The sequence below is a fragment of the uncultured Psychroserpens sp. genome (assembly GCF_947492715.1).
In the GTDB taxonomy this organism is placed as follows: Bacteria; Bacteroidota; Bacteroidia; order Flavobacteriales; family Flavobacteriaceae; genus Psychroserpens.
In genome coordinates, this window is record NZ_CANLNS010000001.1 from 685,922 (window position 1) to 699,993 (window position 14,072).

Below are 14,072 nucleotides of genomic sequence, written 5' to 3' on the forward strand. Positions count from 1 at the left end.
TTATATGTTTTCTCCCCAATTTTCTAATTCTTGTTCGCTCCAAAGTTCAGGAAAAAATATTCGTTTTTGGTATTTTGGATGCATATATTTTTTCCAGTCGCTTCCTCCTGTTGCTTCACCATCTCCTGTTCCACTTTCAATATAATGTCTTGCAGCGTTATAATGCGCCATAACCCATGTGATATTAACGGTGTAATCGAAATGTCTCATGGCTTTTACTAAATCTTCGTCTTGCTGATCTTCTTTAGGAAGTTCTTTAAAGCGCGTCCATAAGTTTTTCGTGTTGTAGGTTTGCATGAATCGAATAAAATCTCCTTTATAGCGCTTTTCAAAATTGACTAAAAGCGTTGATTTTTTACCAGTTGCATAATCTTTTCCTGCTGCTTGCCAATATAAATGTTCAAAGGCATGCTCGAAAGGAGTATTACGATCTATTGTTTTTCGAAATCTATAGTCTATAAGATTGATGAGTTCAGTTGAAGCAAACTCAATCATACGATACTGTGCACTTTGAAATCCGCTCGCTGGAGTTAAAGTATATCTAAACTTCATATACTGTTCTATCTCCATACCCTCTCTCATAATATTAAAAGACGTTGTGAGCATATCAAAATAACGGCTAATACGCATAATTTTACTTTCAAAAAATTCGACCGTTAGGCCTTCTTTTTCTGCGACTTGTTGGATTTCCCATAAGATCATTTTAAAAATGAGTTCATTTATTTGATGATATGCAATAAAGACCATTTCATCTGGAAGCGTTGTTCGTTGAATTTGTAAATTGAGTAACGCATCAGTTTGAATATAGTCCCAATATGTAATAGGCTTGCTATAAAGCAAGCCATAAAGGTGATCATCTGTATCTTGATCTATGTTTGTGTACTTCTCTTGAAGTTGTTTTATTATCTCGTCAAAATTTTGAGTGTCATTCATGTTGATTAGTCAAATTGAATAGGAAAATAATGTTTTAACCCTTTATAATCTTCAAGATCTGCCCTTAAAGACCCCACGGCTAAATCTGCTTTGATTTTTAAAGGAATCTTATTTTCATCTGCACTTACCCAAAGCGTTAGACTTTCTTGTTCCTTAAAAACACGTCCAGCCATAACATATGGTCTAAACTTTAGAGTTTTTATTTTTCCAAATTTCGTTTTAATAGTTTCTCGTCCCAAGAACTTGAGCCTAAAGTTATAATTCTCTTCATCAAAGAACATATTTAGTGACACAACTTCTCCTACTTTAATATTATCGGTATCATAGTTATTTCTGAGATAGTAAAATGCCGATACCATATCTTGAACATCCTGTTCAGTCGTAATTTTTTTCTTTGTTTTATGTTTTTTGTTTTCTACTAAGGCTTCTTTCTTGCCTTGATTGAATTTGATTACAATATCTTTAGTATGACCTCCTTCATCTATTTTCCTAATAAATTTATAGGGAACACCTGTTTCTTTATCAAAGTAACTTTCGTATCTATCTTTTACTTTAAAAAACCACTTAATTGCTCCTGTAGTCCATCCTTTTCCAACCACATGATACACGGGTTTTCCATTCAAAGTTGTCTCTTTAAGTGATAATGTGGCATTTCCAGCTTTAAGAAATCCACTATAACTCATTCTAAATTTAAACCATTCGCCATCTTTGAATGCACTTTTCTTTTGGGCAGAAGACGTTTGCAAACAAAATAGAATTCCAATTATAAGTAGTATGTTTTTCATCATATATAGTATTGTAAATGTAACTTTCTGCATCACATTTTATTGTTCATTAAGAAGAATTACAATTACTATTCCAAAAATATAAATTTTATTGAAATCATTATAAACAAAGGTGTTATAGTTCTGTTAGATTTAAAAGAAACGCCATCCAAAAAAGGACAGCGTTTAAAACATTATCATTTATAAGGTTCCTCTTTTGGCTTGTTCTCGCTCAATAGACTCGAACAACGCTTTAAAATTCCCTGCTCCAAAACCTTGTGCTCCCATTCTTTGAATAATTTCAAAGAACAGTGTAGGCCTATCTTCAACTGGTTTTGTGAAAATTTGCAGTAGATACCCTTCTTCATCAGCATCTACAAGAATTGACAATCTTTGCAACTCTTTAATATCTTCTTTCATCATATCCATATGTACTCCTAATCGTTCTGGAATCATATCATAATAAGATTGAGGTGGTGGTGGTAAGAATTCTACACCTCTTGCCTTAAGTTGAGCAACGGTTTTTATAATATCATCGGTTGCTACAGCAATATGTTGTACACCAGAACCTTCATAAAAGTCTAAATATTCCTCAATTTGAGATTTCTTAGCTGCCTTTGCAGGCTCATTTATTGGAAATTTAATGCGCCCATTTCCATTACTCATTACTTTGCTCATTAACGCAGAATACTCGGTGTGGATTTGCTTGTCATCAAACGACAAGAAATTAACAAACCCCATAACATCTTCATACCATTTAACCCATGTGTTCATTTGTCCCCAACCAACATTACCAACCATGTGATCTATATATTTTAATCCAACTGATTCTGGATTATAATCTGACTCCCATTTTTGGAATCCAGGCATGAATGTTCCGTTATAATTTTTTCGTTCTACAAACATATGAACGGTTTCACCATAAGTGTAAATTCCTGCTCTCACAACTTCACCAAACTCATCGGTTTCTACCACAGGCTCCATATAAGATTTGGCACCTCTTTTTGTCGTTTCTTCATAAGATTTTCTTGCGTCATCAACCCAAAGCGCTACTACTTTAACGCCATCACCATGTTTAACAATATGATCATTAATTGGTGATTTACTATTTAAAGGTGTTGTTAACACCAACCTTATCTTATCTTGCTTCAAAACGTAACTAACAGAATCTGTTGATCCTGTCTCTAAACCTTTGTATGCATAAGATTGAAACCCAAAGGCGGTTTTATAAAAATGAGCCGATTGCTTAGCGTTTCCTACGTAAAACTCTACATAATCTGTTCCTAAAAGTGGTAAAAAATCTTTAGCATCTTCAAAGATTTTCTCTAATCCATAATTGACACTTTTTACTTCTTTTGCCATAATATTTATTTTTAATACTTCTCTAGTCGAAGTGACTCAAATATATAATTTGAGTTCATTGTTATTAGTTAATTAAACTATCTTGAGCGGTTTTAGCCGTATTTAGTTTTTCATTTTTTATTTGTATCGAATCTATATTAATCGAGTCGCTTTCTATTTCATAGTAATCATCTTCTTCATAATCATATATTGTATCATTTTCCCATTCATATTCGAAATCGTCTGTATTACGTTGTTTTAATATTTCTTCATAGAAATCTTGCGAAGACAGGGTTCCAAAAAATGTAACAGCTGCAACAAAGAACAGTAAAACCACTGCATTAAACGCAATAGCTATTATGTTTAATATTTTTGCCGTCGCCACGTTACTTCTACTTTGATGATTATAAGCTTCTGGGTCTTGCTCAAATGCTTTCAAACTCTTGTTCGCAATAACTAACCCAATAATACCTAGTGCAAGCGGTACAATCGCAAAAACACCATAGCAACAACAACCAGCAAAACCAATTAAAATAGCTCCAATTCCTAAAATTAATGCAGTTGGATCTGCGGGTAATTTATTATAAGACATATTCTCTTTTTTAGTGTTCTAACCAAGATTTAAAATAATCTTCGTCTGCTATTTTTAAAGCCTCTTCAGTAACTTGTAATGGTTTAAACGTATCTACCATAACAGCCAATTCATCTGTTTTGACCTTTCCTATACTACGTTCTGTAGCTCCTGGATGAGGACCATGAGGAATACCGGCTGGATGTAAGCTAATATGACCTGCATCTATGTCATTTCTACTCATAAAATCACCATCAACATAATACAACACCTCATCACTGTCTATATTGCTATGATTGTAAGGCGCTGGAATAGCATCTGGATGATAATCATATAAACGTGGCACAAAACTACACACAACAAAAGCATCTGTCTCAAAGGTTTGATGCACAGGAGGTGGCTGATGAATACGACCTGTTATAGGTTCAAAGTCATGAATAGAAAAAGCATATGGATAATTAAAACCGTCATATCCTACCACATCAAAGGGATGAGATCCATAAACCATTTCAAAAATATCATCTTGTTTTTTAACTTTAATTAAAAAATCTCCCGCTTCATTATACGTTTCAAGCTCTTGCGGTTGACGTAAATCACGTTCACAAAAAGGTGAATGCTCTAACAATTGCCCAAACCAATTTCTATAGCGCTTAGGCGTATAAATTGGCCTACGAGATTCTACAATAAACAACCTATTGTCTTCGGTATCGAAATCCATTTTGTAAATAATTCCTCTTGGTACTACAAGATAATCTCCATACTTAAAATCTAAATTCCCAAGGTGCGTGCGTAGTTTTCCAGTTCCTTTATGCACAAAAATGAGTTCATCAGCATCAGAGTTTTTATAAAAGTACTCTCTAGTAGAATGCTTTGGAGCCGCTAAAATAATTGTACAATCACTATTTGTTAAAACTGCTTTTCTGCTCTCTAAATAATCGTTTTCAGGTTTGACTTGAAACCCTTTAAAACGATATGATTGTATGTGATTTGCTTTTGCAATTTTTGGAGCAACACTGTACTGTTTATTTATTGCTTTTACCTGTGTTGGTCTTTGTTCGTGATAACTGTTAGTGGACATCCCATCAAAGCCAATGGTGCCAAATAATTGTTCGGCATATAAGCTACCATCTTCTTTTCGAAATTGCGTGTGGCGTTTAGGTGGAATTTTTCCTAATTTATGATAAAAAGGCATACGTATTTATATTAAATAGTTGAAATTAAAGGTTTGAGTTTACTAAGTCTCAAACATTTTGACTTGACATAAAGATACAAATATGTGTGCTTATTCAGGATTTCTCTTGATAAGAAAATGAAGATAATTTAATAAATCTTTAAAGAATAGATTTGACATGTTTCAAATATCGTGAAAATTCTTAATATTCTAAAACCAAAAACCAATATTAAAGTACCAAATACTTTTACGTAGCTCTGGAGAATAACTAAATTTAGCTTGGATTGGCCCTAAAAATGTTTCAATTCCATAGCCCACGCCATAACCTCTAAAATCTGGTAGTGTAAACCATTCTCCCGATTCAAAAATATCATTATCCATATTGGCCCAATTGGCTTCTAGTGTTATGTGATTTTTATTAAACACCTCATAATCTAGACACGCGTATGCTTTTACATAACTATTTCCAGTTAACGAAATAAAGTCATACCCTAAAAACGGAATAAAATTATTAATGAGGTCATTGCCATAACCACCAAGGGCAAAATCTAAGGTCTGCGTAGAATTATCTCCTAGTTTAAAACCGCCACTCGTTTGAAGATTAACACTCATTTTATCTGAAAAGCTAAAAGCATATCCAATTTCGGCCTTAGCAATTGCAAAACGGTCAAATTCTTTATTAAAGTTTGATGCAAAGAGGTATGAATGAAAGTTACCACTAAAAAAAATACCATTTGACGGATAATATTTATTATCATAAGTATCCAATTTCAATGATCCAAAAACACTAAAATAATCTGTATTCTCAAAGACAAACTCATCTGTTTCGGTATCTATTGTTATAGTTTCAGATTTAATATTTAGACGTTTATGTTCGGCACCAATGCTAAGCGCGAAATCTTTTCTAAACAGTGTTTGCAAATAAAACTGATTTGTTTGATCTCGTAATTTAACTTCTAGTTTATTTATTCCTGTAGCCGTTATTTGAGCGTCATCTAGCAATAATTCGGCATTAATACTTTTTTTAAATTGATTATATCTTGACTTTATACCTATACTCCAGTAAAATCCTTTATCAATAAGATACTCAAAATTATACCGCACATTATCACCCAAAATGACATCAAGTGAAGCCATATCATTGTCAAAAAGCAAACGTTTCTTTGTGAAATTAACCAAAGCTGCACTTTTATATAAATCGTCAAAATGTATACCCAATTTTAAAAACGTAGATACTCTACTCTCTTCAAGTTTAGCATTAAGATCATAGCCTTCTTTATTTGGTGATTTTTTAAAATCATACTGAAAGGCATCAAAATTATTTGTAGCCACAAGGTTATTTACGCCTCTATCAAAATCTGAATAGCTTACCTTCTCATTTCCTTTTATCTTTAATTTTCCGAGTATATAAGAGCGTGTATATTGACTATTTCCACTCAAATAGATATCATTAATGCGAATACTATCCTTGTTAACTACACGAACTTGTTTTGTTTTATCTTCCGAACTCATTTTTGGTAATGTAGACAGTGCTTCTAATTGTGCTAAAGCAGCTACCTCTCCATTTTCAATAATTTTCTTTCCTTCACTAAATGAGACTACCGAAAAACCTTTAATATCGGGTTTGATATAAATATCTGTCTTTTTAGATTTCAACTTCATATCATTAATTGTTCTAAAATTATTGATTTGAAGAAGTACATCTGGAGCCGAGGTCATCTCCTCTCGTGTGGCCAATCCATCTTGAACGTCGACACCTATTATGATATCCATTCCTTTTGCCCTAAGTTCATCTATTGGATAATTGTTTACAACTCCTCCATCAATAAGTAATCGACCATCAATATTTACGGGTTGAAACAATGACGGAAATGCTCCACTCGCTGTAACATTAAGTGGCAAATTTCCTGAATCGAGCATAACTGGCTCTCCAGTTTCCACATTTGTAGCAATACAAAAAAATGGGATTGGTAAATTATCAAAATCGTCAATTTCACTAACATGAAGTGTTAGCTTAGATAATAAATTAAAAACATTTTGCCCTCTCGACAAGGCCGATGGCAACTTTAATTTAAACTTGTTAAAAGGGAGTGCTATGGCATATTTTTCGGTATTATTTCGTTCATAAAAATTCTTTGCCGATCGTGGTAAATTATCATTAATAACTTTATCAAAATCTAGACTTCCAAAAATAGAATCTAGTTGCTTTCCCGAATAACCAGCACAGTACAGCGACCCAACTATTGCTCCCATACTTGTTCCAGCAACATAATCTACTTTTATACCCAAACTATCAATCACTTTAAGCGCTCCAATATGAGCGAACCCTTTGGCTCCACCTCCACTTAACACTAAACCAATCTTTGGTTTATCTGTTTCATTGTGAGTTTGTGCTTTCATTGAAAACGCTAAACCTAATACGAATATGATAACAAGTATGTTTTTCACTTTTTACTGTAATAATCTATAATTTTTTGAGCTCTAGATACACCAACAACTTTTTCTAAATCTTCTTTTTTTGCTTCGGAAATGCGCTTTACCGACTTAAATTTCTTCATTAATGCTACAACCGTTTGCTCTCCTATTCCAGGAATAGTTTCGAGCTCTGTTGTAAGCGCACTCTTACTTCGACGATTTCGGTGATGTTCAATACCAAATCGATGTGCTTCGTTTCTTAATTGTTGAATAATTTTAAGCGTTTCGCTTTTTTTATCTAAATATAACGGAATTGGGTCATCTGGATAAAATAATTCTTCCAAACGCTTTGCAATTCCGATGATGGCAATTTTATCTCTTAATTTTAAGGCATCTAAACTTTTTAAAGCCGAAGATAGTTGCCCTTTTCCTCCATCAATAATGATAAGTTGAGGTAAGGATTGTTTCTCATCCAGTAAACGCTTATAGCGTCTAAACACAACTTCTTCCATCGATGCGAAATCATCTGGACCTTCAACTGTTTTGATATTAAAATGTCTATAGTCTTTTTTACTTGGTTTCCCATCTCTAAACACTACACAGGCAGCAACAGGGTGGGTTCCTTGTATATTTGAATTATCAAAGCATTCAATATGTCTAGGCTCTTCAGATAAACGCAAATCAGATTTCATTTGGCCCATAATACGATTAGCATGACGATCTGGGTCTATAATCTTTACTTGCTTAAAACGTTCCATGCGATAATACTTGGCATTTCTAAGCGATAAATCTAAAATGTGTTTCTTATCTCCCAATTTAGGGACAGTCACTTTAATCTCATCTCCCAAATCAACTTTAAATGGCACATAAATCTCTTTAGATTTAGAGTTAAATCGCTGTCGTATTTCAGTAATCGATAACTCCAACAGTTCTTTGTCTGTTTCGTCTAATTTCTTTTTTATTTCTAAGGTATGTGACCTAATTATGCTGCCATAAGATAATTGCAAAAAGTTAATGTAAGCATAGCTTTCATCACTCATTATACTAAACACATCAACATTACTAATTTTAGGGTTTACAATGGTTGACTTAGCTTGGTAATTCTCTAAAACCTCAATCTTTTCTTTAATGCGTTGAGCATCTTCAAACTGCATATCTTGAGCCAACCGTTTCATTTGGGACTTAAATTGAGACAGCGAATCTTTAAAATTTCCTTTTAAAATCTCTCGTATGGCCACAATACTATTATTGTAGTCTTCTTCAGTTTGTAAGTTTTCACATGGTCCTTTACAATTTCCTAAGTGATATTCTAAACAGACTTTATATTTACCAGCTTCAATTTTTTCTTTAGAAAGATTAAAATTGCACGTTCGTAATGGATATAGTCCTTTAATTAAATCGAGTAAGGTATGAACCGTTTTCATGCTTGTATAAGGTCCAAAATACTCCGAACCATCTTTATACACGCGACGCGTTGAAAACACTCTTGGAAAACGTTCTTTTTTAATACAAATCCATGGATATGATTTGTCATCTTTAAGCAATACATTATAACGCGGTTTGTATTTCTTAATAAGGTTATTTTCTAATAATAAAGCATCTGTTTCTGTTTCAACAACAATATGTTTTACGCTAGCTATTTTCTTTACTAAAACTCTCGTTTTTCCATTATCGTGAGTTTTTGTGAAGTACGAACTCACACGTTTCTTGATGTTTTTAGCTTTTCCTACATAAATCAAATTATCATCGGCATCAAAATATTGATAGACACCAGGTTGGTGAGGCAAGGTTTTTAATTGTATCTCTAATGTAGGCTTTTGCATTACTCAAAGGTAAATGAAAAGCTCCTACTGTAAAAATTAAATACTAACCTATTTTAGTATATTGCAACATAGTAAATTGAGTTTGATTGATGCGAAAAGTCAAACACTATAAACACCTCTTATGAATATTGTTATTTTATCCAGAAATCCGCAGTTATATTCTACGCAACGTTTGGTGAAAGAAGGTGAACATCGAGGTCACGAGATGGAGGTTATAGACCCTCTTAAATGCGATATTATTATTGAAAAAGAGAAGCCAACCATCTACTATAAAGATCGTTATTTAGATTATGTAGATGCTATCATACCTCGAATTGGTGCTTCAGTTACTTTTTATGGTTGCGCTTTGGTACGACAGTTTGAAATGATGGGCGTTTTTACAATTGTTACTTCAGATGCAATATTGCGATCTCGAGATAAATTAAGAAGCCTGCAACGCTTAAGCAAAGCAGGCATTGGGATGCCAAAAACGGTATTTACTAACTATTCTAGAGATGTTGAAGAAGTTATTGAGCATGTTGGAGGAACTCCTGTAATTATCAAACTTCTAGAGGGTACTCAAGGTTTAGGAGTTGTATTAGCCGAAACTAAAAATGCCGCAGAATCTGTTTTGGAAGCATTTAATGGGCTCCAAGCTAGAGTGATTGTACAAGAATATATTAAAGAAGCTAAAGGCGCAGATATTAGAGCACTTGTTGTTGACGGACAAGTAGTTGGCGCAATGAAAAGGCAAGGAAAAGAAGGTGAGTTTAGATCAAACTTACATCGTGGTGGAACTGCCTCCATCATAAAATTAAATACCGATGAATTACGCGTAGCAATGAATGCTTCAAGAGCATTGAAATTACCCGTTTGTGGTGTTGACATGTTGCAATCTGGACGTGGCCCTTTACTATTAGAAGTAAATTCTACACCAGGATTGGAAGGGATAGAAACTGCAACAGAAAAAAATATTGCTAGAGCCATCATCACGTTTATAGAACGTAATAGAAAATAAATGAGCGACAAAGACATATTAGAAATTTTAGGCGAAAATGTTGCCTTAGGAAAAAGTAAAACAGTTAGCTTCAATGTGGCTAAACTCCATACACAAAATACCATTGATGTTCCGGTAATTATTGAGCGTTCTAAAAAACCTGGACCTACAGTTTTAATTACGGCTGGTATTCATGGAGATGAAGTTAACGGCGTTGAAATTGTTAGGCAAATTATTGCTAAAGGGATTAACAAACCGAAAAGAGGAACCATTATTTGTGTTCCTGTTATTAATGTTTTCGGGTTTATACATATGGATCGTGAATTTCCTGATGGTCGTGATTTGAATCGCGTATTTCCAGGAATAAAAGGAGGATCGTTAGCCAGTAGAGTTGCCTTTAAATTAGTCACTGAAATTTTACCTCATGCAGATTTGGTAATGGATTTTCACACTGGTGGAGCCGATCGCTTCAATGCTGCTCAGGTAAGAATCATTAAAGGTGAAAAGAATCTAAAAAAACTAGCCCAAGTATTTGGCGCTCCTTTTGTTCTATACTCTAAAAACCTCAATAAATCGTTTCGAAATACCTGCTACAAATTAGGCATTCCTGTTTTACTCTTTGAAGGAGGAAAGTCCTTCAATATTGATAATACTATTACCAATACTGGTGTTAATGGTGCAAAGCGCGTATTGAATCATCTAGATATGCTTAGTAGCAAGTTTAAGGTTTCTGAGCCTAAAAAATCATGTGTATTTATTTCAAACAGTAAGTGGATTCGTGCTAACTACTCTGGAATGTTTAAGTCTTCAGTGAAAATTAACGCACATGTTTCTAAGGGAGATGTTATTGGTCATATTACAGATCCTTATGGAAGTTTTAATCACTTCGTCAAAGCACCAAATGATGGCTATATCTTTAATATTAACGAATCGCCAATTATTTATCAAGGGGACGCTATTTTTCATATTTCAACAGCTTTAAAGAATGACTAAGGCCGAATTGCGAAAAACATATAAATTACTTCGGAAGACACTTTCAGAAGAACACATAGAGGAGCGAAGTTTACAAATTGCAAATCAACTTCTTACCTTGACTATTTGGGACTTTAATTTCTATCACATTTTCTTGTCTATTGAAGAACACAAGGAAGTAAATACTGCATATATTTTAAACATTCTTGCTGGTAAAGACAAACATATAGTAATCTCTAAAAGCGATTTTTCTACCCTAGAAATGTCTCATTATTTACTTACCGATAACACAAAAATTAAAAAAAATGAATGGAATATTCCTGAACCAATAAACGGTATTCCTATTGATACTTCTCAAATTGATGTCGTCTTTATTCCGTTATTAGCTTTTGATAGATTAGGCAATCGTGTTGGTTATGGCAAAGGGTTTTACGACAGATTTTTAGCCAAATGTAAACCTGAAACGATTAAAATAGGCTTGTCTTTTTTTGATGCTGAAACTGAGGTTTTTGAAACTGCACCAGATGATATTAGGTTGGATTATTGCGTGACAGCCGATACTATTTTCACTTTTTAAATAACTTAACGTTTCAAGGTAAAGTGCCCAGAATATCGTTTCCCGTTTTGTCTTTCAAGTACAAACCAATAATCACTGCTTAACATTTTCGTCCCATTAAAAGTGCCATCCCAGCCAATGTCAGTAGCACTTAGCTCTTTTAAGAGTTTACCATATCGATTAAAAATAAATATCTTATTTATTGGCTCTCTAAATCCATTAATAATTTGCCAAGTATCATGATACCCATCCCCATTTGGTGTGAAATATTTTTGATATCCTAAGAGATAGACTGATTCTGACACTATTCCACAACCTCGTTTATCCCTTACATAAACAGTATAGTCATATGCGCTAAGATTGGTAAACGTATTAGAGTCCTGAAAAACAAATCCATTTATAGAATATTCGTAATCTCCATTACCTTCAACATTAACGATAATTGCATTCGTTCCGTTTGTTAAATCTATTGTTTCTATTTCTGTTATGGTTGCTTCATTAGAGGCAATGACTGTTACAGTTTTCATTGTATTGCAAATAACATCTCCATAATTATTTGAAACAGTTACCGTGTAGTTACCTGGAGCATCTACTATAATTGATGAGCTTATTTCTCCCGTTGACCACAAATAGCTATCATATCCATCATCTGCAATAATTTCTACACTACCATCTTCGCACAAATACCACGTGTCTGCCATTGATAAAGAAGAAAAATCACCCACTTCGTTGACTTGAAACGATGTCGTATCATAGCAATATGGAAAACCTGTAAGTTCTAATCTAGCGTATATAATTTGCGGATTTGAAGTGTTTACAAAACTAGTGCCAATAGGATTGGTATTATTGTCAGCCTCAATTTGTGATAAGTGATATGTAAGGGTAGTTGCGGTTGGTGACTGTCCGTTTAGAATAGATGTATTTTGAATACTTAGATCAATGTCTTGGCCATAGCAAACATATAAATCCTCTGCGTGATGTGCTACAGGAGTATCATATATGATGACGGTTTGGTATAACGATAAAGTTTGAGTACCATTAATTAGGTTAACGGAAACTTCGTAAGTTCCTGGTGCAGAAAAAACATGCGAAGGCGTCACATCTGTTGATATATTATTAGCACCTGAGGCTGGGTCATCAAAGTTCCAAATAATGGTGTCAAACGCTCTATTATTTGTTAAAGAAAACTGCGTACTTGAACCAAAACAAGCTGGGTCAAATCGAATACGATCTAAAAAAAATGTTGGTACAAAATTAGGGAGTCCTTCCTTACAGATTGCTCCATTTAAATATAAATGATCACTTATGAAATTAGCACCTATTCCACCTAAATTATTTGGATATTCTATAACTGAAAGATATGGACTATCTCTATTGGCGATATAGATTTTACCATCTGGAGCCAATTGAGCACCAAAATACATGAATTGATCTGTATTAAGTTGAAACTTAGAGCTAATAATACCAGATGTAGGCTGCGCTTGTAAATTGTACTGATATATAAAGCTATTTGCTACGGAGTATAGTACCTTACTATTTGGAGAAAACTCAACGCCACTATAAATGTCGTCACTATCTAATGTAATAGGGTTAGAAACCGCTCCTGTTGAGGCATCAAAATCAAATAACTGAAGTGCTAAATGCACACTACCTATTGCCAGTTTAGTACCATCAGGAGAGATTTTCATTGATCCTTGAAAAGCATTAGAATGATCATTTGCTCCAATATTTGCTCCACCCGGACTGATTACAGCAGTGTGATTTACTCCTGCTGCCGACACATTATAACTTATAAACTCATTAGCATCCCATTTATGACTCACTATCCAATATTCATTAGACGTTGAACTTTTAGTGGCTGTAATCATTTCTGGGGTTGGGCTATGTAAAAAAATATTTTTTGCTGATGTTACGCCACCAAGTCCATCATCTAGTGTCATATTAACTTCAGAGTACTGCAGGCCATTAGGTTCAGTTTCATGATCGATGGTAAAAATATAATAGATATTTGTGTCTTGTGGGTTAGGTACTATAATAGCCGATTGAAAACTACTTAAACCACCTTTTAAACCTTCTCCATTAAACATTATGTCGTGTGCTCTATTCCACACTGTAATACCATCTGTATAAAACAACAAATTACCCTCAAAATCAGACATCACTGCACTACCTTCTCGAGCATTCATTTGGCTATTCGATAAAATAACTGGACTTCCATTATTAAAATCTAGTCCTGCATATTTACCAAAATACCAAATATTCGCTTCATTCTGAGAACACACCAAAGAAGAAAAAAGCACGAAAATAAGAGGCACTACTTTTTTAAAAAGAAGCTCCATCTTTCTTTTCTTTAACCTACATTCAGATAATAAAAATGACATAATTAAACAACCATACTTTAGAAAAATACAACGAAAACCGTTAATATTATAAGCATTACACTTACTAGACTCTTGCTTTGTAAAAAGGTTGCGTGTATATAATATTTTTTAGAAGAAGTATTTCAATTTGTTTTGATGACACCTCATTAGAATCTTTCTCAAGAACTCA

At 33.8% G+C, this 14,072-nt stretch carries 11 protein-coding genes; 3 read left to right on the forward strand and 8 right to left on the reverse strand.

Going from position 1 to position 14,072, the window contains the following annotated elements:
• From Q0787_RS03170 to uvrC, 7 genes are all read right to left on the reverse strand, one after another.
• Entirely contained in the window at nucleotides 1–933 is a 933-nt protein-coding gene (locus Q0787_RS03170; RefSeq protein ID WP_298900776.1) for a tryptophan 2,3-dioxygenase family protein, read from the reverse strand.
• Nucleotides 934–938: 5 nt separating this feature from the next.
• A complete protein-coding gene (locus tag Q0787_RS03175; protein WP_298901515.1) occupies nucleotides 939–1,718 on the reverse strand; it encodes a DUF3108 domain-containing protein in 780 nt (259 codons plus the stop codon).
• A 180-nt stretch (nucleotides 1,719–1,898) separates the two neighbouring features.
• Entirely contained in the window at nucleotides 1,899–3,059 is a 1,161-nt protein-coding gene (gene hppD / locus Q0787_RS03180; RefSeq protein WP_298900777.1) for a 4-hydroxyphenylpyruvate dioxygenase, read from the reverse strand.
• Between the two features lie 64 nt (nucleotides 3,060–3,123).
• Nucleotides 3,124–3,630, reverse strand: coding sequence for a CCC motif membrane protein (locus Q0787_RS03185; protein ID WP_298900778.1), 507 nt, complete (start codon nucleotides 3,628–3,630; stop codon nucleotides 3,124–3,126).
• Nucleotides 3,631–3,640: 10 nt separating this feature from the next.
• A complete protein-coding gene (locus tag Q0787_RS03190; RefSeq protein ID WP_298900780.1) occupies nucleotides 3,641–4,801 on the reverse strand; it encodes a homogentisate 1,2-dioxygenase in 1,161 nt (386 codons plus the stop codon).
• A 189-nt stretch (nucleotides 4,802–4,990) separates the two neighbouring features.
• Nucleotides 4,991–7,228: a patatin-like phospholipase family protein gene (locus Q0787_RS03195; protein WP_366915872.1), complete on the reverse strand. Its 2,238-nt coding sequence runs from the start codon at nucleotides 7,226–7,228 to the stop codon at nucleotides 4,991–4,993.
• Nucleotides 7,225–9,018: an excinuclease ABC subunit UvrC gene (gene uvrC, locus Q0787_RS03200; protein WP_298900781.1), complete on the reverse strand. Its 1,794-nt coding sequence runs from the start codon at nucleotides 9,016–9,018 to the stop codon at nucleotides 7,225–7,227. Before uvrC ends, Q0787_RS03195 begins: the two co-directional genes overlap by 4 nt.
• A gap of 121 nt (nucleotides 9,019–9,139) precedes the next feature.
• Between uvrC and rimK the strand changes: the two genes are divergently transcribed.
• The 3 genes from rimK to Q0787_RS03215 are packed head-to-tail and all read left to right on the forward strand — an operon-like array spanning nucleotide 9,140 to nucleotide 11,543.
• Complete coding sequence (rimK, locus tag Q0787_RS03205; RefSeq protein ID WP_298900782.1) at nucleotides 9,140–10,015, forward strand: 30S ribosomal protein S6--L-glutamate ligase; 876 nt, start codon at nucleotides 9,140–9,142, stop codon at nucleotides 10,013–10,015.
• Nucleotides 10,016–10,987, forward strand: a complete 972-nt coding sequence (locus tag Q0787_RS03210) for a succinylglutamate desuccinylase/aspartoacylase family protein (protein WP_298900783.1) — start codon at nucleotides 10,016–10,018, stop codon at nucleotides 10,985–10,987.
• Complete coding sequence (locus Q0787_RS03215; protein WP_298900784.1) at nucleotides 10,980–11,543, forward strand: 5-formyltetrahydrofolate cyclo-ligase; 564 nt, start codon at nucleotides 10,980–10,982, stop codon at nucleotides 11,541–11,543. Before Q0787_RS03210 ends, Q0787_RS03215 begins: the two co-directional genes overlap by 8 nt.
• A gap of 5 nt (nucleotides 11,544–11,548) precedes the next feature.
• Here the strand turns inward: Q0787_RS03215 and Q0787_RS03220 are convergent, their stop codons facing one another.
• A complete protein-coding gene (locus Q0787_RS03220; RefSeq protein ID WP_298900785.1) occupies nucleotides 11,549–13,861 on the reverse strand; it encodes a T9SS type B sorting domain-containing protein in 2,313 nt (770 codons plus the stop codon).
• Nucleotides 13,862–14,072 lie beyond the last annotated feature (211 nt).